Source organism: Pseudomonas mandelii (genome assembly GCF_900106065.1).
Classification (GTDB): Bacteria; Pseudomonadota; Gammaproteobacteria; order Pseudomonadales; family Pseudomonadaceae; genus Aquipseudomonas; species Aquipseudomonas mandelii.
In genome coordinates this window covers 2,712,535-2,737,218 of the sequence record NZ_LT629796.1, presented here as the reverse complement: position 1 = coordinate 2,737,218, position 24,684 = coordinate 2,712,535, and the positions used below count along the sequence as shown (strand labels likewise).

23 protein-coding genes are annotated in these 24,684 nt (G+C 61.7%); 8 read left to right on the top strand and 15 right to left on the bottom strand.

Annotated elements, in window-relative coordinates; translation table 11 throughout:
- Positions 1–3: 3 nt before the first annotated feature.
- From madL to BLU63_RS12355, 9 genes are all read right to left on the bottom strand, one after another.
- A complete protein-coding gene (gene madL / locus BLU63_RS12395; protein WP_010466888.1) occupies positions 4–396 on the bottom strand; it encodes a malonate transporter subunit MadL in 393 nt (130 codons plus the stop codon).
- Between the two features lie 65 nt (positions 397–461).
- Positions 462–1,373 carry a malonate decarboxylase subunit epsilon gene (gene mdcH / locus BLU63_RS12390; RefSeq protein ID WP_083375555.1) on the bottom strand — a complete coding sequence of 304 codons (912 nt, stop codon included), beginning with the start codon at positions 1,371–1,373 and terminating at the stop codon, positions 462–464.
- Positions 1,370–1,981, bottom strand: coding sequence for a malonate decarboxylase holo-ACP synthase (locus tag BLU63_RS12385; protein WP_083375554.1), 612 nt, complete (start codon positions 1,979–1,981; stop codon positions 1,370–1,372). Before BLU63_RS12385 ends, mdcH begins: the two co-directional genes overlap by 4 nt.
- Entirely contained in the window at positions 1,975–2,778 is an 804-nt protein-coding gene (gene mdcE, locus BLU63_RS12380) for a biotin-independent malonate decarboxylase subunit gamma (protein ID WP_083375553.1), read from the bottom strand. Before mdcE ends, BLU63_RS12385 begins: the two co-directional genes overlap by 7 nt.
- Positions 2,775–3,626 carry a biotin-independent malonate decarboxylase subunit beta gene (locus tag BLU63_RS12375; protein ID WP_010466884.1) on the bottom strand — a complete coding sequence of 284 codons (852 nt, stop codon included), beginning with the start codon at positions 3,624–3,626 and terminating at the stop codon, positions 2,775–2,777. The genes mdcE and BLU63_RS12375 overlap by 4 nt, the downstream gene beginning before the upstream one ends.
- Positions 3,619–3,918, bottom strand: coding sequence for a malonate decarboxylase subunit delta (locus tag BLU63_RS12370; protein ID WP_083375552.1), 300 nt, complete (start codon positions 3,916–3,918; stop codon positions 3,619–3,621). Before BLU63_RS12370 ends, BLU63_RS12375 begins: the two co-directional genes overlap by 8 nt.
- Entirely contained in the window at positions 3,918–4,775 is an 858-nt protein-coding gene (locus tag BLU63_RS12365; RefSeq protein ID WP_083375551.1) for a triphosphoribosyl-dephospho-CoA synthase, read from the bottom strand. The genes BLU63_RS12370 and BLU63_RS12365 overlap by 1 nt, the downstream gene beginning before the upstream one ends.
- Entirely contained in the window at positions 4,775–6,445 is a 1,671-nt protein-coding gene (mdcA, locus tag BLU63_RS12360; protein ID WP_077747234.1) for a malonate decarboxylase subunit alpha, read from the bottom strand. The genes BLU63_RS12365 and mdcA overlap by 1 nt, the downstream gene beginning before the upstream one ends.
- A 269-nt stretch (positions 6,446–6,714) precedes the next feature.
- Complete coding sequence (locus tag BLU63_RS12355) at positions 6,715–7,344, bottom strand: nucleotidyltransferase domain-containing protein (RefSeq protein WP_083375550.1); 630 nt, start codon at positions 7,342–7,344, stop codon at positions 6,715–6,717.
- A gap of 438 nt (positions 7,345–7,782) precedes the next feature.
- On the opposite strand from BLU63_RS12355, the gene BLU63_RS12350 reads away from it, so the two are divergent.
- Positions 7,783–8,160: a DUF6124 family protein gene (locus BLU63_RS12350; protein ID WP_083375549.1), complete on the top strand. Its 378-nt coding sequence runs from the start codon at positions 7,783–7,785 to the stop codon at positions 8,158–8,160.
- Positions 8,161–8,292: 132 nt separating this feature from the next.
- Here BLU63_RS12350 and BLU63_RS12345 read toward each other — a convergent pair whose 3' ends face one another.
- From BLU63_RS12345 to pilG, 6 genes are all read right to left on the bottom strand, one after another.
- Positions 8,293–8,748: a chemotaxis protein CheW gene (locus BLU63_RS12345; protein ID WP_083375548.1), complete on the bottom strand. Its 456-nt coding sequence runs from the start codon at positions 8,746–8,748 to the stop codon at positions 8,293–8,295.
- Complete coding sequence (locus BLU63_RS12340; RefSeq protein WP_083375547.1) at positions 8,741–14,641, bottom strand: Hpt domain-containing protein; 5,901 nt, start codon at positions 14,639–14,641, stop codon at positions 8,741–8,743. Before BLU63_RS12340 ends, BLU63_RS12345 begins: the two co-directional genes overlap by 8 nt.
- Positions 14,642–14,694: 53 nt before the next feature.
- The gene (locus tag BLU63_RS12335; protein WP_010466865.1) at positions 14,695–16,752 is read right to left on the bottom strand and encodes a methyl-accepting chemotaxis protein; all 2,058 of its coding nucleotides are present in this window, start codon (positions 16,750–16,752) and stop codon (positions 14,695–14,697) included.
- A gap of 147 nt (positions 16,753–16,899) precedes the next feature.
- Positions 16,900–17,439, bottom strand: a complete 540-nt coding sequence (locus tag BLU63_RS12330; protein WP_010466863.1) for a chemotaxis protein CheW — start codon at positions 17,437–17,439, stop codon at positions 16,900–16,902.
- A gap of 10 nt (positions 17,440–17,449) precedes the next feature.
- Positions 17,450–17,815, bottom strand: coding sequence for a twitching motility response regulator PilH (gene pilH, locus BLU63_RS12325; RefSeq protein ID WP_008068134.1), 366 nt, complete (start codon positions 17,813–17,815; stop codon positions 17,450–17,452).
- Positions 17,816–17,872: 57 nt separating this feature from the next.
- Positions 17,873–18,277, bottom strand: coding sequence for a twitching motility response regulator PilG (gene pilG / locus BLU63_RS12320; protein ID WP_010466861.1), 405 nt, complete (start codon positions 18,275–18,277; stop codon positions 17,873–17,875).
- Between the two features lie 235 nt (positions 18,278–18,512).
- Here pilG and gshB point away from each other — a divergent pair, with 235 nt between their 5' ends.
- The 7 genes from gshB to BLU63_RS12285 all read left to right on the top strand — a co-directional run bounded on the left by gshB (position 18,513) and on the right by BLU63_RS12285 (position 24,599).
- Positions 18,513–19,484, top strand: a complete 972-nt coding sequence (gshB, locus tag BLU63_RS12315; protein ID WP_083375546.1) for a glutathione synthase — start codon at positions 18,513–18,515, stop codon at positions 19,482–19,484.
- A 106-nt stretch (positions 19,485–19,590) separates the two neighbouring features.
- The gene (locus tag BLU63_RS12310) at positions 19,591–20,490 is read left to right on the top strand and encodes an energy transducer TonB (RefSeq protein ID WP_083375545.1); all 900 of its coding nucleotides are present in this window, start codon (positions 19,591–19,593) and stop codon (positions 20,488–20,490) included.
- 215 nt (positions 20,491–20,705) lie between these two features.
- Positions 20,706–21,278, top strand: a complete 573-nt coding sequence (locus BLU63_RS12305; RefSeq protein WP_077747229.1) for a YqgE/AlgH family protein — start codon at positions 20,706–20,708, stop codon at positions 21,276–21,278.
- Positions 21,278–21,715, top strand: coding sequence for a Holliday junction resolvase RuvX (gene ruvX, locus BLU63_RS12300; protein WP_005792259.1), 438 nt, complete (start codon positions 21,278–21,280; stop codon positions 21,713–21,715). The genes BLU63_RS12305 and ruvX overlap by 1 nt, the downstream gene beginning before the upstream one ends.
- Before the next feature lie 80 nt (positions 21,716–21,795).
- Positions 21,796–22,299, top strand: a complete 504-nt coding sequence (pyrR, locus tag BLU63_RS12295; RefSeq protein WP_010466851.1) for a bifunctional pyr operon transcriptional regulator/uracil phosphoribosyltransferase PyrR — start codon at positions 21,796–21,798, stop codon at positions 22,297–22,299.
- Positions 22,300–22,326: 27 nt separating this feature from the next.
- Positions 22,327–23,331, top strand: coding sequence for an aspartate carbamoyltransferase catalytic subunit (locus BLU63_RS12290; protein WP_007897943.1), 1,005 nt, complete (start codon positions 22,327–22,329; stop codon positions 23,329–23,331).
- The gene (locus tag BLU63_RS12285) at positions 23,328–24,599 is read left to right on the top strand and encodes a dihydroorotase (RefSeq protein ID WP_010466848.1); all 1,272 of its coding nucleotides are present in this window, start codon (positions 23,328–23,330) and stop codon (positions 24,597–24,599) included. Before BLU63_RS12290 ends, BLU63_RS12285 begins: the two co-directional genes overlap by 4 nt.
- Positions 24,600–24,684 lie beyond the last annotated feature (85 nt).

The following is a 24,684-nucleotide window of genomic DNA, read 5'->3' as shown; positions in this document are numbered from 1 at the left end:
CGATCACCCTACCGTCTTCGGAGGAATGACAGAGGCGGGTTCCTTGTTGCCGATGCGTACCAGCACCGGCACCAAGGCAAAGGCGATAACCACCGCTGCCGTCCCCGCCAGAATCGCCATCGGCCCACCCTTGAGTGCGCCATAGACGTTTTGTTGCGCCGCCATGGCGACGACGATCGGAATATAAATTGCGCTCCAGAACTCCACGCCCTGCTCTGTCTTGCCTTTGAACCAACCACTTTTATTCAGGTAACTGCCGAGGCCGATCAACAGCAGCATCGCAATACCTACACCGCCAACGTTGGCCGGTACGCCAATCAGCTTGCCGAGCAGTTCACCGACAAAAATACCCACCAGGGTACAAAAGGCGAGAAACGCCACACCATAAATAATCATTGTTGTTGTCCTCAAAGTGCATCGTCGAATGTTGTTTTTGTTGTTCGAAGGCTTGAGTCGGTGGTCTAGGGTTGGCGGCTTCCCTCCTCACGCAACAGCGCCTGCAAGGTATCGAGGCGAGCACCGTCGAAGGCAATGACGGTGCCCTGCTCGAACACCCGGCGCGCCAGCCCGGTCAGCACCGCACCGGGCGGCAGTTCGATCTGTAGACGTACGCCACGCTCGTAAGCGCTTTGCACCGTGCCGCGCCAATCCACCACGCGGCACATGTTGAAAGCCAGGTCATCGCGCAAGGCTTCGGTGTTGATGACGGGCCGGGCGCGACTGCCGCTCAGGTAACTCAATGTCGGTGTTTTCAGTTGCACATTGGCGAAGGCTTCGGCCAGGGTTTTCGCCGGAGCTTCCAGCAGCGGGCAATGGGAAGGCACGCTGACGGCCAGTCGTTTTGCCAGACCTGCACCGCGACCTCGGGCCAGTTCGGCGACAGCTTTCATCGCCGCATCGCTGCCGGCAATGACTACTTGGTTATCGGCATTGATATTGGCCAGGTAAACCGGCATATCGACGCGGTGAACCTGCGCCAGCAACCCTTCCACTGTCGCCAGATCCAGACCGATGATCGCGGTCATGCCGTAGCCCTGAGGATAAGCCTGCTGCATCAGCTCACCACGCAGGCTGACCAGATGCAGCGCATCGCTGAAGCTCAGGGCGCCCGCCACCACCGCTGCCGGGTAGGCGCCGATGGACAATCCCGCCACGTAATCCGCTGCCATTGATAACTGGCGTGAAGCCGCGACGCCGGCAATCAACAGGCAAAGCTGAACGGCCCTTGTCGATTTCAACGCCTCGGCGCAATCCAGCCGCAACACGTCTTCGCCCAGCACTTCACTGGCCTCATTCACCGTTTCGAGAGGCAAACGGTGGAGCATGCCCGGTTGCTGCGCGCCCTGACCTGGGAACACCAGCAAACTGCTCACGCTGCTTGCTCCCACGGATCAATCACCAGGCAGGCTTCACGGGCGTTTTTCAGCAAAACCCGGCGGGCAGCACCAGCCCATTCGCGCAGGGCGACGGCGCCGAAAGGCGTCTGCAACTGCATGTCTACCTGGCACGCAGCCGTGTCCAGAATCTTCACCAGCGCCTGCGCTTTCAATCGATCCAACGGTTGCGGGGTGCGCAGGATCAAGTCGAGATCACTGCCCTCGTGCAACGCCTGAACACCGCTGGCCAATTCAAACCCGGCGCTGCCGCTGACGCCCCACGCCCAACCGAAGTCATCGAGCATCGGCCGCAAATCATTGAGGGCGCGTACTGCTGGCAGATCCCGCTCGATCAAGGCATGACAAAGATCTTCCGGTCTGACGCGACGAGCAATCGCAGCGATCGACATCACCGTTGCAAACCGCTGCTCACGCAACCGCCCACGTACCCCGACCGCGACGTGATCCGGCGCACTCAACGCACGCCGAACCACCACCGGCTGACCTGCGCTGACCGACTCGATCGCCCATGCAGGCGCGTCCACCGGCAGCTGCTCCGGGGTCATCCCCCAAAGCAGGTCGTGGGCCAGAAACGTATTCACCACTGCGCTCTCAGCAATTGGCGAACGGTGCTTGATGCCGCACGGTTGGTCGCGCCCAAGCGGCTGCTCAGATCACGTCCGCTGGTGGCGACATCGCCAATGGCAAGGTTCAGGCATTCAGTCACCCGCGCCAGATCCGCCGCTGTCGGCTGCTCGATCTGCTCTACCGACAAGGTTTCCCAAAGCAATCCCAGACTCGCATAGCTGTCGATGTCATAAGCCATCGGCGGCACGCTGGAAGCCAGGGCTTCGAGTTCTTCGACGCTGCGCAACGTCACCCGCGCTGCCGATGCCTTGCCCATCGCATGGACCATCACGCCTGGATCACGCAAGGCAATCAAGCGATTGGCCTGATACCCATGGGCCAGAAACGCCCCGGACATCGCCTTGCCCACCAGCAAGCCAATCACCGCATGACCGGCCAACCGGGCGCGGGCATAACTGTCTGCCGCACCCGCCAGGGCCTGATGAATGCCGAGCGCTTCTTCGCGCCGACCGTAAGACTGGCTCGGCACATCGACGATGGCGACCAAGGCGCGTTTGTGCGGTTTATCCGTGTCTTCGGCGATGACGTCATCCACCGCCTTGGCAAGGCCCCAACCTTCCAGCAGACCGACCTCGCCATTGCGGGCGCGGACGAAACGGTTGTCGGGATCAGCCACCACCGCGATAAACCGTACAGACTGATCACCCAATACACCGTCGGCGACCTTCAACGAAGCGGGCAAACCTTCGACCGGTTTCGCGCCCGCACTCAAGGCGTTGAACCAGTTCAAACCTCTCAGGGAATACGAACTCATGAGCGCTCTCCTTGATACAGATCGCGAACCACTGACGGCTCGATTTGCGGTTCGGCGTCCAGACGGGCCAGCCGCTGCAGGAACAGATCGGCCTGACGGCTGCGTTGTTGTGCCGGCAAACCTTGCTTGAGTAACTCACCGACCTGCTGCTGAATCTGCGCCACGTCGTCGGCAACATAACGGTCCACCAAACCGCTGGCAAAACGCTGCTCGCCACCGGTCAGGCTCCAGATAAAAGGACGGTCGCGGGAGTCGTATTCCTCAAGCCCGGCTTCCTGTTCGATCACTTGCGGACCGTTGAGGCCAAGCCGCGCTTCCTGAGTCACCAGCAAATAGCTGCACAACCCGGCGGCAATCGACATCCCGCCAAAGCAACCCACGCTGCCGGCGACTACACCGATAACCGGCTGGTATTGGCGCAGGTCGACAATCGCCGCATGAATATCGGCAATCGCCGCCAGCCCAAGATTGGCTTCCTGCAAACGCACGCCGCCGGTTTCCAGCAGCAACACGGCGCGAGTGGGAATGCCATTGCGGTTGTCTTCGGCGGCGAGTTCCAGCGCACCGGCAATCTTCGCCCCGCCGACCTCACCGAGGCTGCCGCCCTGAAATGCACCTTCGATGGCGGCGATCACCACCGGCAATCCACCGATGCTGCCCTTGGCGATCACCACGCCGTCATCGGCTTGCGGCACCACGCCCTGGCGCGACAGCCATGGCGACATGACGCGCTGAAACGGGTCGAGCAATTCGCGGAAGGTGCCAGGGTCGAGCAAGGCTTTCGCCCTTTGCCGGGCGCCGAGTTCGACGAAGCTGTGCTTGTGTAGGAGTTCTTTACTGTCAGTCATGACCGATCTCCTCAAAGCCTTGTTCCAGACGCAAGCGCACCACGCCGGGGGTCGCGCCGAAATCGTGGATATCAATGGCCATCGCTGGCGGTGTCTGGCCGTCGAACATCCGTGCAAACAGGTGCTGCCAGCGTTGTTCGGCGCCATTGACCGAGGTCTGCACCTTGATCGTCAATTTGCCGGCCTGACCCGGTTCGATCAGCACTTCCAGATCGCCCGAACCGACACAGCCCACCAGCGTGCGGCCCCGTGGCGGCTGCCCGGCGGTGAATTCAAAGGATAAGGTTTCCATCAGAAAGCTCCCGACTCGATGCGGTCGATAAACAGGCAGGCGGCGAGCAAATCCGCGGCACCGCCGGGCGACGCATTCAATGCGATTAATTGTTCGTCCAATTCGTGCAGACGGCGGCGACCGGCGAGGCTGGCGCTGCCGCCCGCATCGAGTACCGCTTGGGCACCAAGCTGCATGGTTTGCAGGCCGTGTTCGCCGGCGCGGTAGAGCACGCAGGTGTCGGCCAGGTTCGTCATGATTGCGAGCAAGGCGTCGAGCCGGGCGTTCTGCTCGCCATGGCCCAAGGCGCGGCTGCGTTTGAGTTGTGGCAGTGCGCGTTGCAGCACCGAAGGAAAGCCGAGTTGGGCTTCTTCACGGGCACCGCGAGCGCCGTAGCGTTGGGCAACCTGGGCGCCATGGCTGAGTGGACGTGGTGCGTAACGGTCGTCGATTAACGCGAGTCGGGCAGCACGCAAAGCAATCGGGCCTGCGGCACTGGATTCAGGCTCAAGCGCGCAGGCGGTGACCAAAAGACCCAAGGCCCAGATCGCCCCGCGATGGGTGTTCACGCCAGCCGTCGTGGCGAGCATCGCTTGCTCCCCTTCCCGACCGATCCGTCCAACGGCTTCACGCAGCGGCACACCAACTTCGCCAGATTCAATGGCCGCTTGCGCCATTTCCTTGAATGCAGGCCACAACGACAGCGCCGAGGCGTGCATCAGCCCGAGGTGCAAATCGGTATGAGCGCCATTGCCACGACGGTCGACCAACGCCGGTTTCGGCGACAGGTCCGCTTCGCCGATCAATGCGTCCACCGCCAGGTCCGCCAGCCGTTCAGCCAGGGAAAGCGTTTTCGGTTGCAGGTTGAATGCGTGCATTACCAGCTCCTGAACTTGGCGGGCGGGTTGTAGAGGCCACCGGACCACTCGACCAGATCAGCCACGCTCTTGGCCGCGAGCAATTCGCGGGTGGCGTCGGTGCGGCGGATGCCGAGGTCTTCGGGCAAGGCGATCAAGCCTTCACGGCGCATGCGTGCGGTGTCTTTCGGGTTGTGGCGCAGGCCGATGGCGGTCACTCCGGCGACGGCGGCGATCATCGCCTGGCGCTCTTCAAGGGAGCGGGCCTTGTACAAATAGGCGATGCCTTCTTCGGTCAGCAGGTGAGTGACGTCGTCGCCGTAGACCATGATCGGCGCCAGCGGCATGCCGCTTTTCTTCGCCACTTCTATTGCATCGAGGGTTTCGACGAAGGTCGGTTTCCCACCCTCCTGGAAGGTCTCGACCATTTGCACCACGAGTTTTTTACCGCGTTCGAGCAACGCTTCGGGCGCGTCGTCATGGCGCATGTCGAGCCAGGCCGGCGTGCTATGACGGCGACCGCGCGGGTCGTGGCCCATGTTCGGCGCGCCGCCGAAACCGGCCAGGCGCCCACGGGTCACGGTGGAAGAATGACCGTCGCCATCGACTTGCAGGGTTGCGCCGATGAACAGGTCCACCGCGTATTGCCCGGCGAGTTGGCAGAACATCCGATTGGATCGCAGAGAGCCGTCGCGCCCGGTGAAGAACACGTCCGGCCGAGCGGCGATGTAGTTTTCCATGCCCAGTTCTGTGCCGAAGCAATGCACGCTTTCGACCCAGCCGCTTTCAATCGCCGGGATCAGCGTCGGGTGCGGATTGAGCGTCCAGTTGCGGCAGATCTTGCCCTTCAGGCCTAGGGATTCGCCGTAGGTCGGCAGGATCAATTCGATAGCGGCGGTGTTGAAACCGATGCCGTGGTTCAGCGACTGAACGTTGTGTTTTTCGTAGATCCCACGGATCGCCATCATCGCCATCAGCACGTGCACAGGCTTGATGTGCCGTGGGTCGCGGGTGAACAGCGGTTCGATATAGAACGGCTTGTCCGCCACCACCACGAAATCGACCCACGACGCGGGAATGTCGACGCGTGGCAGGTCGCTGACATCGTCCACCAGTTGGTTGACCTGGACGATGACAATGCCATCGCTGAAGGCGGCCGGCTCGATCAAGGCGGGGGTGTCTTCGGTGCTCGGGCCGGTGTAGATGTTGCCAGCGCGGTCGGCCATGAAACCGGCCGAGAGCACGACGTTGGGAATCAGGTCGACCACCAGCCGCGCATAGAGCTCGATGTAGGTGTGGATCGCACCGATTTCCAGCAGGCCGTCTTCCAGCAATTGGCTGATGCGCAGGCTCTGGGTGCCGGCGAAGGAGAAGTCGAGCTTGCGGGCGATGCCGCGCTCGAACAGGTCCAGGTGCTCGGAGCGGCCGACGCTGGGCATGATCATGTGCAAATCATGCAGCTTGGCGGGATCGGCCTTGGCCAGGGAGCGAGACAGGAAATCCGCCTGCTTCTGGTTATTGCCTTCCAGCACCACGCGGTCGCCGGGCAGGATCAGAGCTTCCAGTGCCGCGACGATGTTGTCGGTGGGCAGGACCACACCGTCGGCAAGATCCTTGACCAACGCCAGACGCCGCTGCTTTTCGCTGCGCCGCCGCGTCCATCGCGAGTCGGGGGATATTGTTGTTGTCATGACCACTCCACGGGTTCGCTGTCGTGGGAGTCACCTTAGGAGGGTTGAGTGGGGAGCATCAATCAAGCACAGAGACGGATCGTTACGATCAGGGTAATGGTTGACCATGCCGACGCCATCGCGAGCAGGCTCGCTCCCACAGGAGAGCGCATTTCAATGTGGGAGCGAGCCTGCTCGCGAAGAGGCCAGAACGATCACTGCAGTTTTCAACGAGTAATAATTTCAGCCCAGCCATCTGCTGCTGCACACGAATGGCTTTCAGCCCACCGCTACGTAACAGGTTTTCCAGATTCTCGTTGCTGCCCATCCTTGGACTCCAAAGGGTTTTCCCCCATCAGGTTGATCTTGTCCTGCTGCGCTACCCGCACGACGAAGCTGTTTTCAGCCGCCAGTTTTGCGGCCCAGTCTTCGGGGGTGTAGAGCGTCGGATTAAGGACGCGGCCTAATTGCTCCTCCAGAGGCATAAGCCGCTCCATCACTTCACTGTAGTGCAGGCCTTCACCGATCAGCATGAGATCAATGTCACTGGATGCGTTTGCCGAGTCCTTGGCGATTGAACCGTACACAAATGCCCAGGTGATCTGTTCGGCAAAGGGTTGAAGCGCCTGACGCAGAGGCTCGGCAATGCCAAAAGTCTTGCGGGCGATGCCCAACAGCTCAGCATAAATCGGGCACTGCGGATTGGCCTGATAGTGGGTCTGGTTGCCTTGGCGGCTCAGGGTCAACACGCCTGCCTGTTGCAACCGATCCAGCTCTCGCATGAGGCTGCCTTTACCCACTTGAGCCCAGCGGGCGATTTCGTTGGCGTAAAAACTTCGATCGGGTTTGCCGAACAACAAGCCCAGCACTTTTTGCTGAGTGGTCGTGAACAAGGCTTCGCTCAGGGAAAGGTTTTTCACAGTGGCAACCGATGATTCCCAAAAAGGGAACGATAGGTCCCTTTTTGGGAATCTTCAACTTTTGCCGGTCGATTGGAGATTTGTGTTTAAAAGTTTGTCCGCTGCAAGGGTGGGAGGCTACACGGCGTGACGTCGCCACCTACAGCAATGCCGGAAGCCGCTGACTGGTGGGGTTTTGCGCTGAGCTTTATCGTTTGTGAGTCGCTGCCAAATCAGCGATAGGGGCTGGAAACCCCATAAGTGACGGGGCGCAAAAGCGTCCTTCATAACGTATGCTTGCGCACCTTTATTGTGTGCACTCCGTTATGGCGGCTGTGCGCGGGAGACTTAACCGTCTGCCGGGTTTCTCCGTTACCCCGGGTTTCCAGCCGCGTACAGCTGCCACCTATTCGCGTGGAAACCGAATGGGTCAGCCTCAACCCCTGACGGAGATTCACAATGTTCAAAGCCACTCCCAATCCCCCGGAAACCGACACCGATCCCGAGGCAGTCCTCGAAGCCGAAAAACTCAAGGAAGCCGCCGACCGCGCCTTCGCCCATTACTTCCCTCCCGCTCACGAAAAACCGGCCAAACGCCGCAAACACCCTCTCTTCACCGTCTCCCCCGACATCGACACCGAAGCCCTTTTGGCCAACGCCTCCGAAGACTTGCTGTCGATCAGCGCCATTGCGGCCGATCTGGCGGACGATGTTGAAGGTTCGCGCCGGTCGGTAGCCTTGGCGCTCAGTCGAATGGCCGATGGGGTGCAGTTGTTGGTGGAGCGGGCGCTGGATCATAACGAGGCGTTGCAGATGCAGATGCGCGCCAAAGTCTAGTGCACACCCCCTGTGGCGAGGGAGCTTGCTCCCGTTCGGCTGCGCAGCAGTCGCTAAATAATCGGTTCGCCGGAGATTTTGGGGCTGCTTCGCAACCCAGCGGGAGCAAGCTCCCTCGCCACAGGATACGGGTCAGACTAGCCCGGCACTCACCAACAACTCCTCCAGCGCCAGCAAATCAGGCACCTTCGCCACTTGCTCCCCCACCTGCACCGCCGCCTGCTCCAGCGGACACAACGGCACATCGACGTAACTCAACTGACTGTCGAGCTTGTACGACCGCGGAATCCCCTGCACCAACAGCGCAATGAACTTCAGCTCCGGCCGCCCACCGAGGGCATTGAGAATCACGATGCGCGCGCGCTCGCCGATGACGATTTTATTGCCGCACGCCGACTCGAAACTCAGCAACGGAATCTGCCGGTCCCGCCACGTCACCAACCCCAGGTACCACGGCGGTGTGTCCAGATCGAACGCCCCCGGTTGATAGTCAATCAACTCCGCCACCGCCACGTTGGGCAGAATCAGGTTGCGGTCAGCCAGGGGCAGCAGCAGGCCGGTGAGATTGCTGGTGCGATGCTCAAGCATGGGTTTTGCTCCACAACGCGATGCTGTCGAGCAGCACCGATTCCTGGTACGGCTTGCCGAGGTAGTCGTTGACGCCGATGGCCATGGCGCGGTCGCGGTGTTTCTGGCCGGTGCGGGAGGTGATCATGATGATCGGTAAATGCTGCAAACGTTCGTCGCTGCGCACCTGAGTCGCCACTTCGAAGCCGTCCATGCGCGGCATCTCGATGTCGAGCAGCATAACGTCGGGCATATGTTCTTCGAGCAGCAGCATGGCGTCGACCCCATCCTTGGCAGTCAGCACGTTCATGCCGTGACGTTCGAGCAGGCGGCTGGTGACCTTGCGCACGGTGACCGAATCGTCGACCACCAGCACCAGCAGCGGTTTATGCGGCTCGACCTCAACGTCCTGTGTCGCCGACTGTTGCGGCACTCGGGCCTGCATGGCGCGGATCGGCGCCAGCAAATCGAGAATCAGCACCACCCGGCCATCGCCCAGAATCGTCGCCCCGGATAACCCCTGCACCGACGCAAATTGCGGGCCGAGGCTTTTGACCACGATCTCCCGCGTGCCGGCCGTGGAATCCACCTGCACGGCGATGTGCCGCTCGTTGCATTGCACCAGCAACACTGGCAGCGGCAGGCTCTGGCCCAACAGTTTCGGGCGGGTGCTGGTTTTCAGCAGCTCGCCCAGATAACACAGTTCATAACGCTGCCCGGCGTATTCATAAGTCGGCGGATCGAGCCGGTAATGCCCTTCGAGCTCGTTGGGCAGCACGCGAACGATGCCGTCGATGGTGTTCAACGGGATCGCGTATTGATCCTCCAGACACTGCACCATCAGCGCGCGGTTGACCGACACGGTGAACGGGAGGCGAATCCGAAAGTGCACGCCCTGCCCCGGTGTCGAGTCGATGACCATGGTGCCACCGAGCTGCCGGACTTCTTCGTGAACCACGTCCATGCCCACGCCACGCCCGGAAATCTGAGTGATTTTCTCGGCGGTGGAGAACCCCGGTTGCAGGATGAATTGCAGCACATCGCGGTCGCTGACCTCGGCGTCCGGGGCCAGCAAGCCGCGCTTGATCGCCTTGCGCCGCACCGCGTCCAGCGGCACGCCTGCGCCGTCGTCGCGGATGTCGAAAATCATGTCGCCGCCCTCACGGGACAGGTCGAGAGTGATTCGTCCCTGGGCCGGTTTGCCGGCCGCAATACGCACCTCGGCCGATTCCAGGCCGTGGTCCACGGCGTTGCGCAGCATGTGTTCCAGCGGCGCCGCCATGCGCTCAAGCACGTTGCGATCCATCTCGCCTTCGGCGTTGCCGACCACGAACTCAACGTCTTTACCCAGTTCACTGGAGACCTGGCGGACGATGCGCCTCAAGCGCGGCAGCATGCGCTCGAACGGCACCATGCGCGTGCGCATCAGGCCTTCCTGCAATTCGGTGTTGATGCGGCCCTGCTGTTGCAGCAGGTTTTCCGCATCCTGATTGCGTCGATCGAGGGTTTCCTTGAGGTCGAGCAGGTCGGAGGCGGATTCGAACAGCGCCCGCGACAACTGCTGCAACTGCGAGTGACGGTCCATTTCCAGCGGATCAAACTCCTCGTAGCCCAGACGTTCCGCTTCGACTTGCTGGCGGCTGAGAATCCGTCCCTGGGTTTCGGTGTCGAGCCGTCGCAACTGATCGCGCATCCGCTCGATGGTGGTTTCCATCTCGCTCAGGGCCACCCGCGCATCGTTGACCTGTTGCTCGATACGGCCACGGAAGATCGAGGTTTCACCGGCCAGGTTGACCAGATCGTCGAGCAGTTCTGCCGAGACCTTGACCATGTCGACGCCCACTTCGGCTTGCGCCACCGGGGCGTCGGGTTTCGGCGTGGCGGGCACGATCACCGGCGTATCAAGAACAGCGGGATGGCTGAAGTTCTTGATCGCGTCGATCAACCGATCAGCCGGCGGCAAGGGCTGGCCGGCGCGGGCGGCGTCGAGCATTTGCGCCAGTCGGTCATGACTGCTTTGCAGCAGGGCGAACAGCGCCGGGGTCGGTTGCAGCACGCCAGCAGACAGACCTTCGTAGAGAAATTCCAGCTCATGGGCGAGGTCGCCGATGGGGGCAATTTCCACCATCCGCGCACCACCCTTGAGCGTGTGCAGGTCGCGCAGCAGGGTTTCCACTTCCTGACGGTTCGACGGTTCGGCTTGCCAGCGCACCAGCGCCGCGCCGGAGTTTTCGATGATGTCGAAACCTTCCTCAAGGAAGATCTCCAGCAGCTCGGGGTCATGCCCCGGCGAGTCATTGGCCGGCGCAGGTTCCGCCACTTCGGCGGTGTTGGCATTGCCTTGACGGAACTCGCGAATCGCTTCGATCAGCTCGCTCGGGGCGCCCAGGGTGTGCTGGTTTTTCAGCTGTTCGAGCAACACCGCGAGCCGGTCATGGCTCTGTTGCAGCAACTGCGCAAGGGTTTCGCTGTAGCTGTAACGGTGGTCCACCAGGCCTTCGTAAAGACTTTCCAATTCATGGGCCAGGTCGCCGACCGGCTCGACCTCGGCCATCCGCGCGCCGCCCTTGAGAGTATGCAAGTCCCGCTGCAAGGACGACAGCGGCGCGGCGTTGTCCGGGTCGTTCAGCCAGCGCTGCAAGGCCTGGCCAGCACTCTCGAGAATATCCACCGCTTCTTCGAGAAAGATCGAAACGATCTCATCGTCCAGCTCGACCTGAGTCGCGGTCTGTTCCAGTTCTGCGGTGGCGCTGCCCAGTTCGCGGATGCTCAGGGTGCGGCTGCCATCGCTGCGGATCAGGCCCATGGACGATGGATCAAGGCTTTCATCGAGCAGGCCGCGCAAGGCCCGGATGCGTTCCGGTTGCGGGCTGACTTCCTGGCCGGCGGCCAGTTCATCGAGCATATTGATCAGCGCTTCGTGGGCACTTTGCGCCTCGTGGAAAAACCGGTCGCTGACTGCCAGGCTGCTCTCTTCCACCGCGCCGTACAGGTCGAGCAACGCTTCGCACAATTCATCCACCGGATGCAGATCGGCGAGGTGCGCGCCTTCGCCCAAGGTGGTCAATTCGTCCAGCAACGCGCTGAGTTCCTGGCGCTCGCCGGGGTGCTGCTGCCAGCGCTGCAACAGGCTTTCGGCGTCCAGCAGGATGTCCATGCCCTGGGCCAGGAAGTTGTTGATCAGTTGCGGATCACGCTTGATTCGCAGCGCGGTGTTCGGCGCTTTCAACAGCGCATCCAGACGCTCAGCGAGCAGCGCCTTGGTGCGCTCGATCAGCAAATCGGCATCCGGTATTGCGGCCAGCGGATCAGTCTTGAGTTGCCGCAGCCCGAGACGGAACAGACCTTCGGCTTCCAGCAGCAGTTCGACTTCGTCGAGGTCGAGGGCGATCAGGTGCGCTTTGTATTCGCGGGCCAGTTGATCCAGCGGCGTCGCCAGCTCGGCGATCGGCAATACGCCGGCCATCGAGGCGCTGCCCTTCAAGGTATGCAACGCCCGCTGCAACTCGTCACTGGCTTGCAGCGGCACGTGCTCGGCGGCTTGATCGAGGAAACGGTTGAGGCTGGCGAGATGGGTCTCGGCTTCCTTGCGGAAGATCTCCAGCAACAGCGGATCGAGGGCAGCGACGTCCTGGGTGTCCTCATCGCTGGCGGGCGTATCGCCCTTGGCGAGGGCATGGGCGCGAGCGGCCAGTTGGTCGACCTGGTTGTTCTGGCGCTGGGCATTGGCGGCAAACTCGGCCACCAGTTGCGGCAGCAGCTCCAGTGTATCGAGGAGCAATTGTTGCACTGCCGCCCCAGGCGCAACGCTACGCTCCAGCACGCGGTTGAGCAGGTTTTCCACCGCCCACGCCAGCTCGCCCAGCACCAGCGCACGGACCATCCGGCCACTGCCTTTCAAGGTGTGGAAAGCCCGGCGCAATTCACTCAACGCGGCGTTATCGTCCGGGTTGGCCGTCCAGCGCGGCAAGTACTCCCGGAGGATTTCCAGGACTTCATCGGTTTCTTCGAGGAAGACTTCCCGCAGCTCTTCGTCCACCGGTTCTTCGCCGGCGGGCGGTGGCAGCAGGCTGCCCGGAATGGTCAGCGCCGGCGGATTGACCGAAGACACCGGGCTGGCCAGGACATCGGCCAGCGACTGCACGGTATCGGGGTCATCGAGTTCTTGCAGGTCCTGCATCACCTGAGCTTCACTCGGGCTCAGCACATCCTCAAGCATCGGCACCTGTTGTTCACTGGGGAAAAACCCAAGGGACGCCAGGCTCTTTTCCGCCACGTCGAGCAGTTGTTCACCGGGTGCCTCGGGGTCGTCGCTGAGACGCTCCAGGTAATACTCGATGCTGGTGATGACGTCGGCCAGGCTGTCCAGTTCCTGCCAGCCGGGCTGGCCCGGGTCCAGCAGCAGATGCTCGCGAATGAAGTGGTTGCAGGCTTCGATCAGGCTCGCCGCACGACCCAACGGAATCATCGACAGCGCACCGCGTACCTGGGTCAGCAACGCCGGCAAGGCCTGCAAATGCTGGCGATCCCAGTCGGCGTCGATGTAGTCGACGATCATGTCCTTGGCCTGTTGCAGGCAGATGCGCGCTTCCTTGATCACGATCTGGTGGATCTGCGTCAGATCGGTGGTCGGCAGGTGGCTTTCTTCCTGGCTCTCCGGCTCTACGGTGCCGACCATGCCGGCCAGCGTTGCTTCGACGTAGAGCAAGGCCCCGGCAACGTCCATGAGAATGGCGTCGTTGGGTTCACGCTGGCCCTGGGCGAGGCTCAGCACCACCGCCAGTTGATCGATGATGACTTTGCGCGGCTGGCCGAAACCCAACACCGCCAGGGTGTCGGCGATTTGCCGCAACGGCGCCAGCAGGGTTTCGAGGTCCGAGGTGTGCTGGCGGTCGCTGCGCACAAACAGGTCCAGGCGTTCCTTGACCCGCACCAGCTCTTCACACAGCGCGGCCAGCACCGAGCGCATGGCGTCACGGTCCGGTCCGGCCAGGCGGGCGCGTTCTTCGTCGACCATTGCGCTGTCAGGCAGCGCGTCGTCCAGTGAGTAACGATCTTTCATGGTCAGCATCTGCCCGGTGGGATGTTCGGCCTTGGCAATGTAGAACAGCAAACTCTTGAGCAACTCCGGCGGCGCCGGCTGATTGATGCCGCGTATGCCCTGTTCGAGCAAGCGCTTGAGTTCTTTGTCGGCGTCCTTGAACAGGCTGCGCAGCGCCGGGCTGTTGGCAATCGAGCCGCCGCGCATGCCTTCGACCAGCGCCGAGGCGACTTGCCACAACGGGCTCAAAGGCGCGTTGCCGCACAGTCCTTCCAGGCGTGAAAAAACCTTGGTCAGATAGCCAAGGTTAGTCTCGTCATCCTGCTCGCGCAGCAACCCGACCAACGCCATTTGCAGCATCTGCCGCAACTTGCGCAGCACATTGGCAAAATCCGCCGGTTCCAGCAGGGCCAGCGATTCTTCGCCCAACACCGGCAGGTCGAGCAATTGCGGGCTGAACAGGCTGGTTTCCGACAACAGGCTTTCGCCCCGGGCACTGCGTAAATCGTTGATCAGCGGCAGCACCACCAAGGGCAGGTCACGGCGCGCGCCTTGCACCCGGTCGAGGTAGATCGGCAGTTGCCCGAGGGCTTGCAACAGCAGATGAAGCGCCTCGTCGCGATGGTTGATGCGGTCTTGCTGCAAGGCGGTGGCGAGGTGTTCCATTTCTTCGGCGAGCAGGGCCGCGCCGTAGAATTCGACCATCTGCAAACTGCCGTGGACCTGATGGATGCACGCCAGGCAATCGCTCAGGGCGTGCGTCGCCTGGGGATCATCAAGCAGGGTTTCGATCGCTTGATGAGCCACTTTCAGCGTTTCGGCAATCTCGCCTTTGACCCACTCGAGGGCCACATAGTCGTGCCGATCACCCATAACCACTCCAAATCACTGCTCTACTCAAAAAAACCCGAACGCCTGCGGGCGCTTCACACTTTATCCGCCGCCTGCGCCTTGGCCGCCGGCAAGGTGAAACCGGACACCGAGCGCCGCAGCTGACTGGCCATTTTCGCCAGGTTGCCAATGCTCTCGGCGGTGGCGGTCGAGCCCGACGAAGTCTGCGTGGTGATCTGCTGGATCACGTTCATGGTCAGGGAAATCTGACCGGCTGAAGACGTCTGCTGCTGCGCAGCGTTGGAAATACTCTGGATCAACGCCGCCAGGGTCTTCGACACGCCTTCGATTTCTTCCAGGGCCACACCGGCATCCTGCGCCAGACGCGCGCCGCGCACCACTTCGGTGGTGGTCTGTTCCATGGAAATCACGGCTTCGTTGGTGTCGGTCTGGATCGCTCGCACCAGGGTTTCGATCTGCCGGGTAGCGGCGGACGAACGCTCGGCCAGACGCTGCACTTCGTCGGCTACCACTGCAAAACCGCGCCCGGCATCACCGGCCATCGAGGCCTGGATCGCCGCGTTGAGCGCAAGGATGTTGGTCTGATCGGCAATGTCATCGATCAGGCTGACAATGTCGCCGATTTCCTGAGAGGACTCGCCCAGACGCTTGATGCGCTTGGCAGTGTCCTGGATCTGCTCGCGAATGTTGTCCATGCCGTGGATCGTGTTGTGCACCACCTCGTTGCCCTTGTTGGCGATTTCCACCGAACGTTCCGCCACCGCCGAGGACTCGGCAGCGTTGGCGGAGACCTGGTCGATGGACTGGGCCATGTCGTTGATCGCGGTGGAGGCTTCGCTGATCTGTTGCGCCTGATGTTCCGACGCCTGGGCCAGGTGCATGGCGGTGGCCTGGGTTTCCTGCACGGCGGCGGCGACCTGGCCGGCGGTGAGGTTGATGGTCGCCACCAGGTCGCGCAGTTGATCGACGGAATAGTTGATCGAGTCGGCGATGGTCCCGGTGAAGTCTTCGGTCACCGAGGCCGTCACGGTAAGGTCGCCGTCGGCGAGGTCTTCGATCTCGTCGAGCAGGCGCATGATCGCGGTCTGGTTGCGCTCGTTTTTCTCGGCGGTTTCGCGCAGCTGGCGGTTGGTTTCGCGCACCATCACCAGGCCGATAAGAATGATCGACATCAGCGCCAACAAGCCCAGCACGTAGCCGCCAATGGTGTCGGTGTCGCGCCCGCCGGCAAGGTTTTCGAACCCGCTGGCCAGGTGCGAGGCTTCGTCGAGCAGGGTCTGTGACAAGGTGAAGATGTTGGTCGCCGATTCGCGAACCTTGAACAGCTCCGGCGAGGTTTCGAGGATTTCATCCACAGAGCCGGAAACGAATTCGAACAGCTCGGAAATCTCGGTCAAGCGGGCCCGCGCATCGCGGTCTTCGACCTGGCTGACCCGCAGCGACGTATTGCCCTGGAGCATGCCATTGAGTACCTGGCCGAATCGGGCAGCGTCGCGACCGAACGCGTCGGCGGCCTGTTGTGAATTTTCATCGCCGGACAGCACGGTGTTCACCGCGCCCAGGATGCGTTCGGCCAGCAGCGACTGACGCTGGGCCATGGCCACCTGAGCGGCCGGCGCGCCGCGCTGCAAGAGGATTTCGACGACTTTTTCGTATTCGACCTGCAACTGCGGCACGGTTTCGGCCAGCGTCGCGGCGACCTGATGCAGCGAGAGTACGGTCTGCTCGCTGGAGAGGATGGCGTCAGTGTTTTTCAGCAGCCGTTCCCAGTCCAGCTGAACGGCGCGCATTTCCGGGCGCACGGCGGACGGCGCTGGCGGCAGGCCGGTGGCCGGGTCGCCCTTCTTCAAGTAACCCCAGCGTTGGGCGAAGTCGTTGCGTGCATCGCTCAGCAGCTTGAACGCTGCCGCCTTGCCGGCAGCGGCTTCGGTGGCGTTTTTGGCGATGCGTTGGGACAGCACGCGCAGTTCGCCGGCGTGGCCGATGTACTGTTTGTCATACGTGGCTTGCGTGTTGAGGTAAGCGAAGTTGGCAAACAGCAGCATGATGAAGATGATCAGCGCGATGAACAGCACGATGATCTGCGAGCGGCTGCGCGATCCTTCTGGCTTGCCTGTTTTTGTTTTTATCATCGGTCCTCGCCTGTACTGCCTGATTCAACGACGCCCTTGTAAGAGCGAGGCTTGCCCGCGAAGCAGGCGCTACGGTCTTACGGGAACACCGCGTTTTCGTTCTTCGCGGGCAAGCCTCGCTCCTACAGGATTGCGGCGTCGCCTTGATTACAGCGCTACATGCATAAAGCTTTGCGACTGCGCCAGCGTAAACGGGCTGAATATTTGCCACGTCTGCTCACGCTGAAACCGGCCCTGGACGAACGCGGCAATCGGCCCGTGCAGATCGGCCATCGACACCGGTTCCAGACTGTCCTGGGCAAAGTGCTGCAAGCCGAAGACTTCGTCGACCATCAACCCGGCAAACACTTCACCGTGCTCCACCACCAACACCCGCCGCTGTTTGCGCAGGGTCGACTGCTCATGTCCGAAGAAGCTGCACAAATCCATGATCGGCAGCAATCGTCCGCGCAAGTTGGCCACACCCTTGACCCAGGGTTTGACGCCCGGCAACTGGGTGAAACGCGGTTCGTGCAGGACCTCGCTGACTTCGCCCATGGGCGCGACGTACCAGTTTTCGCCCAAGCGAAAGCCGATGCCGCTCCAGCGGTCCTGTCGGGTTGGCTGGGATGGCAGATCCGCCGCCAGCAGACGACAGCGCTGATCAATCTGCAGCAGCAGTTCGAAAGCCGTCAGCGACTCGGTCATGGCCGGACGATCAACCGGCCAGCACGTTGTTCAGGGTTTTGATCAGGGTCTCTTCGTCGACCGGTTTGGTCAGGTAATCCTTGGCGCCCTGGCGTGTGCCCCAGACTTTGTCGGTTTCCTGATCCTTGGTGGTGATGATGATCACCGGGATATGCCCGGTTTCCGGGTCTTTGGTCAACTGGCGGGTCGCCTGGAAACCGTTGAGGCCGGGCATGACGATGTCCATGAGCACCGCGTCGGGTTTTTCCTGACGGGCCAGGGCCACGCCGTCGGCGCCGTTTTCGGCTTTCAACACTTCATGACCGTGCTTTTCCAGCATGCCGGTCAGTTTGTACATTTCGGTCGGCGAATCATCGACGATCAGAATACGTGCCATGGTCTTCCCCATTCTTGTCAACGCCGGGCCCGCTGGCCGAGCGTCACTGTGCGTGTCCTACTGCGGCAAAACGGCGGCGAAGCCCGGTACATGGGCCTGGATCGCGTTCAGCAGTTCTTCCTTGCTGAAAGGCTTGGTCAAAAACTGGTCGGAGCCGACGATGCGCCCCTTGGCCTTGTCGAACAGCCCGTCCTTGGACGACAGCATAATCACTGGCGTGGACTTGAACGCACTGTGGTTCTTGATCAACGCGCAGGTCTGATAGCCATCCAGGCGCGGCATCATGATGTCGACAAAGATGATGCCAGGATGGTTATCGGCAATCTTGGCCAGGGCATCGAAACCATCGATGGCCGTGATGACTTCACAACCCACGTTTTTCAACAGCGTTTCGGCGGTACGACGAATCGTCTTCGAATCGTCGATCACCATGACCTTCAAGGCGCTGGAATGCTGTTCCATAAATGCTCTACCGTCGCCTTTGCGAATCAAATTGTCCGTTTACGGACCTTCGGTGGCTCGAAACCCTTGATGTTCAAGGGCCAGCACGACATGGCAGCCTTTTTAGCACAGTCTCCAACACCAATCTATCGGGCGACTGACACGGTGGTTTTTCCTTGACCGGGAACACACTGGGCGCCAATCTGACGCCACTTTTTCGTGTCCATCCGGACCACCCCAATTCGAGGAAAAACCCATGAGCGTTCGCGTCGGGATTGTCATGGACCCTATTGCCAGCATCTCCTATAAAAAGGATAGCTCGCTGGCCATGCTGCTGGCCGCACAGAAGCGCGGCTGGGAACTGTTCTATATGGAACAGAGCGATTTGTACCAGGCCGAAGGTGAAGCCCGAGCGCGGATGCGTCCGCTGAAAGTCTTCGCCAACCCGGAAAAATGGTTCGAACTGGAAGCCGAGACCGACGCGCTGCTGAGCGATCTTGACGTGATCCTGATGCGCAAGGATCCGCCATTCGACATGGAGTTCGTCTACTCCACGTACCTGCTGGAGCAAGCCGAGCGCGCTGGCGTGCTGGTGGTCAACAAGCCGCAAAGCCTGCGCGATTGCAACGAAAAGCTGTTCGCCACGCTGTTCCCGCAGTGCACGCCGCCGACCATCGTCAGCCGTCGCCCGGACGTGCTGCGCGAGTTCGCCGATCACCACGGCGATGTGATCCTCAAGCCGCTGGACGGCATGGGCGGTTCGTCGATCTTCCGTCACACCGTCGGCCACCCGAACCTGTCGGTGATCCTCGAAACCCTGACCTTGCATGGCAAGCAGCAGATCATGATCCAGGGTTACTTGCCGGCAATCATCGATGGCGACAAACGCATCCTGATGATCGACGGCGAACCGGTGGATTACTGCCTGGCACGCATCCCGGCCGCCGGTGAAACCCGTGGCAACCTGGCGGCCGGCGGTCGTGGCGAAGCCCGCCCGTTGACCGACAAGGATCGCTGGATCGCTGCTCAGGTCGGCCCGACCCTGCGTGAGAAAGGCCTGCTGTTCGTGGGTCTGGACGTGATTGGTGAGCACCTCACCGAAATCAACGTCACCAGCCCGACCTGCATTCGCGAGATTGATAATGCGTTTGGCACCGACATCGGCGGCATGCTGATGGATGCCATAGAGAAGCAGCTGCAAGCCGCAAGCCGCAAGCCGCAAGCTTGAAGCTGACGCCCTACAGCTTGTCGCTTGATACTTGTAGCTTGAAGCTAAAAACCAACATTGCGTTATCATGCCGAGCCCGTAAAAACGCGATGTTGGTTTTTTTGTCATGACACTTCCGTCCGATCTGCCCCCTGAACTCGCCCATCGTGGCGTGCGCCCGGCCGATCGCCTCGGATTTACCCTGTTTCTAGCGGCGCTGATTCACCTGGCCTTGCTGTTGGGCGTCGGGTTCACGATGGTCGAACCCAAGCAGATCAGCAAAACCCTGGAAATCACCCTCGCCACCTTCAAAAGCGAAAAGAAGCCTGCGAAAGCTGATTTCCTTGCCCAGGAAAATCAGGAAGGCAGCGGCACCCTGGATAAAAAGGCGATTCCCAAGACCACCGAGGTCGCGCCCTTCCAGGACAACAAGGTGCAGAAAGTCACGCCACCGCCGGCCGCCAAGCCGCCAGTGCCGGAAGCTGCGCCCAAGGCTGCCGTGACCACGGTCGCGCCGAAGCCGAAAAAAGCCCCGGCCAAGAACGAAGAGATCAAGCCGATAACCAAGCCTGCGGTGGCGGCGCCGACGTTCGACACTGAACAGCTGTCCAGCGACATCGCCAGCCTGGAAGCGGAACTGGCCAACGAACAACAGCTGTACGCCAAGCGCCCGCGCATCCACCGCCTGAGCGCTGCTTCGACCATGAAAGACAAGGGCGCCTGGTATAAGGACGAATGGCGCAAGAAGGTCGAGCGCATCGGCAACCTGAATTACCCCGACGAAGCGCGGCGCAAGCAGATCTACGGCAATTTGCGCCTGATGGTTTCGATCAACCGCGATGGCTCGCTGTATGAAGTGCTGGTGCTGGAATCCTCCGGGCAACCGTTGCTGGATCAGGCGGCGCAGCGGATTGTGCGGCTGGCGGCACCGTTTTCACCGTTTACCGGGGATTTGTCGGACATTGATCGGCTGGAGATCATCCGCACGTGGAAATTCGCCCGTGGGGACCGGTTGTCCAGTAATTGATCAATTGATTTGTAGTGATTGAGCCGGCGCCTTCGCGTGCAAGCCTCGCGTCTACAGGTCATGCGCCACTTTTGCGGTACATACCGAACCTGTAGGAGCGAGGCTTGCCCGCGAAGAGGCCCTCAAGCAAAACCCGGATCAAAAGACACCCGCCCAGGCATTTCCTGTGCATCCCCAGCTTGTCAGTTCGCCCCTCCAACGCCACACTAGCGCTCATGAAGAACGTCAGCCCCAGCTACCTCAAGCATCACTTCCTGATCGCCATGCCTCACATGGCCGACCCGAACTTTGCGCACACCTTGACCTACATCGTCGAGCATACGGCCAATGGTGCCATGGGGCTGGTGGTCAACCGCCCGCAAGACCTGAATCTGGCCGATATCCTCGAGCAATTGCGCCCCGACATCGAACCGCCGGTGCTCTGCCAGCATGTGCCGATCTTCATCGGCGGCCCGGTGCAGACCGACCGTGGTTTTGTCCTGCACCCTTCGGGCAAGACCTTCCAGGCGACCGTTGATCTGGAAGGCGATCTTTCCTTGTCCACCTCCCAGGACGTGCTGTTCGCCATCGCTGACGGTGTCGGCCCGGCCAAAAGCGTCATTGCCCTCGGTTACGCTGGCTGGGAAGCCGGACAGCTTGAAGCCGAACTGGCGCAGAACGCCTGGCTGACCTGTCCGTTTGACGCCGACATCCTGTTCAACACCAGCAGCGAACTGCGCCTGGATGCAGCGGCCAAGCACCTCGGGGTCAATCTCAGCCTGCTGACCAGCCAGGCGGGCCACGCCTGATGGCTCTGCGACTGATTCTGGGTTTTGACTACGGCACCAAACAGATCGGCGTTGCGGTCGGCCAGGTGATTACCGGTCAGGCCCGCGAGCTGTGCACCTTGAAGGCGCAAAACGGTATTCCCGACTGGAACCAGGTCGAAGCCCTCATTAAAGAGTGGAAGCCTGACGCCGTGGTCGTCGGCCTGCCCCTGAACATGGACGGCACGCCGAGCGACATGTGCCTGCGCGCGGAGAAATTCGCCCGCCGGCTCAATGGCCGCTACAACCTGCCCTTCTATACGCACGACGAACGCCTGACCACCTTCGAAGCCAAAGGCGAGCGGCGTGATCGCGGCGGGCAAAAAGGCAGTTACCGCGACAACCCGGTCGACGCCATCGCCGCCGCCCTGCTATTGCAAGGCTGGCTCGACGAAAACACCGCACTGTTCGAATCCTGAAGCGCCGTCACAGCGTCTCTCTTAGCTAGAACCCGAGCCAAACCCCGCACGCACCGGCTCGGGCCCAAGAAGGAGCAACCATGAGCCTGCCCAATCCCGCCGAACTGATCAGCCAGATGGCGATCCGTCTCAAGGCACATCTGGAACACCGTGGCATCAGCGAACCGCGTTACATCGGCATTCGTACCGGCGGCGTCTGGGTCGCCCAGGCGTTGCTCGATGAACTGGGCAGTGATGCGCCCCTCGGCACCCTGGACGTGTCCTTCTACCGCGACGATTTCAGCCAGAACGGCCTGCACCCGCAAGTGCGCCCGTCCGCCCTGCCGTTCGAAATCGAAGGCCAGCACTTGGTGCTGATCGACGACGTGTTGATGAGCGGTCGAACCATCCGCGCCGCCATGAATGAACTGTTCGACTACGGCCGCCCGGCCAGCGTGACGCTGGTGTGCCTGCTGGACCTGGACGCCGGCGAGTTGCCGATCCGCCCGAACGTGGTCGGTGCGACGCTGACGCTTGCGGCCCACGAGCGGGTAAAGCTGTCCGGCCCGGAGCTCAAGCTCGAACTGCAAGACCTCGCCCTTTAATCCGCCCTATTGAGAGTCCCCCTCGCGATGACGCCTCTAGAAACCAAGCGCCCGCTGCAGCTCAATGATCAGGGCCAGCTGCGCCACTTCCTCTCGCTCGACGGTTTGCGCCGCGAGTTGCTGACGGAAATCCTCGACACCGCCGACTCGTTCCTCGAAGTCGGCGCCCGGGCGGTGAAGAAAGTCCCGTTGCTGCGCGGCAAGACCGTGTGCAACGTGTTCTTCGAGAACTCCACCCGCACCCGCACCACCTTCGAGCTGGCGGCCCAACGGCTATCGGCCGACGTCATCACGCTGAACGTGTCGACCTCGTCGGCGAGCAAGGGCGAAACCCTGCTCGACACCCTGCGCAACCTGGAAGCCATGGCCGCCGACATGTTCGTCGTGCGCCACGGTGATTCCGGTGCGGCGCACTTCATTGCCGAACATGTCTGCCCGCAAGTGGCGATCATCAACGGCGGCGACGGCCGTCATGCGCACCCGACCCAAGGCATGCTCGACATGCTGACGATCCGCCGGCACAAGGGCGGCTTTGAAAACCTCTCCGTGGCCATCGTCGGCGACATCCTGCACTCGCGGGTGGCGCGCTCGAACATGCTGGCGCTGAAAACCCTCGGCTGCCCGGACATCCGTGTGATCGCGCCGAAAACCCTGCTGCCGATCGGCATCGAGCAATACGGCGTGAAGGTGTACACCGACATGACCGAAGGCCTGAAAGACGTCGATGTGGTGATCATGCTGCGCCTGCAACGCGAACGCATGACCGGCGGCCTGCTACCGAGCGAGGGCGAGTTCTACCGCCTGTTCGGCCTGACCACCGCGCGCCTGGCCGGGGCCAAGCCGGACTGCATCGTCATGCACCCGGGGCCGATCAACCGTGGGGTGGAGATTGAGTCGGCGGTGGCCGACGGTCCGCACTCGGTGATCCTCAACCAGGTCACCTACGGCATCGCGATTCGTATGGCCGTGTTGTCCATGGCCATGAGCGGGCAGACTGCGCAACGTCAATTCGAGCAGGAGAACGCCCAGTGAAGCTCAGCATTCTCGGCGCACGTGTCATCGATCCGGCCACAGGCCTGGATCAAGTTACCGATATTCATATTGAAGCCTGCAAAGTCGTTGCCCTGGGCGCCGCACCCGCCGGTTTTGTGCCCGTCGACACCATTGACGCCAAAGGCCTGGTGGCCGCCCCTGGCCTGGTTGACCTGAACGTCGCCCTGCGCGAGCCGGGCTACAGCCGCAAAGGCTCGATCATCAGCGAAACCCGCGCCGCTGCGGCCGGTGGCGTGACCAGCCTGTGCTGCCCGCCGAAAACCAAACCGGTGCTCGATACTTCGGCCGTGGCCGAACTGATCCTCGACCGCGCCCGAGAGGCCGGGAACACCAAAGTCTTCCCGATCGGCGCCCTGAGCAAAGGCCTGGACGGCGAACAGCTGGCCGAACTGGTCGCCTTGCGCGATGCCGGCTGCGTGGCCTTCGGCAACGGTCTGGAGAGCTTCCGCAACACCCGCACGTTGTGCCGGGCGCTGGAATACGCGGCGACCTTCGACCTGACGGTGATTTTCAACTCTCAGGATCATGATCTGGCCGAAGGTGGCTTGGCCCACGAAGGCCCGACCGCCAGTTTCCTCGGCTTGCCGGGCATTCCGGAAACCGCCGAGACCGTGGCCCTGGCCCGGGACCTGCTGCTGGTCGAGCAAAGCGGCGTGCGTGCGCACTTCAGCCAGCTCACCAGCGCTCGCGGCGTGGCGCTGATCGCTCAGGCCCAGGCCCGTGGCCTGCCGGTGACCGCCGATGTGGCGTTGTATCAACTGATCCTGACCGACGAAGCGCTGATCGACTTCAGCAGCCTCTATCACGTCCAGCCGCCGCTGCGCACCCGCGCCGACCGCGATGGCTTGCGTGCAGCGGTGAAGTCGGGCGTGGTTTCGGCCATCTCCAGCCATCACCAGCCCCACGAACGGGATGCCAAACTGGCACCGTTTGGCGCGACCGAGCCGGGCATCAGCAGCGTTGAACTGCTGCTGCCGCTGGCGATGACACTGGTGGAGGATGGGTTGCTGGATCTGCCAACGTTGTTGGCGCGCCTCAGCACCGGGCCTGCCGAGGCGTTGCGCTTGCCGGCGGGCAAGTTAGCCGTAGGCGGGCCGGCGGACATCGTGCTGTTTGATCCAGCGGCTTCGACCGTGGCCGGTGAGACCTGGCTGTCCAAGGGTGAAAACTGCCCGTTCATTGGGCATAGCCTGCCAGGCGTCGTGCGCTACACCCTGGTGGATGGGCGGATCAGCCACCAGTCTTGAGACTGAGCTGTCCCAATCGCTAGCAGGGCTAGCTCCCACGCAGGATCTGTGAACAACACAAATCCCCTGTGGGAGCTAGCCTGCT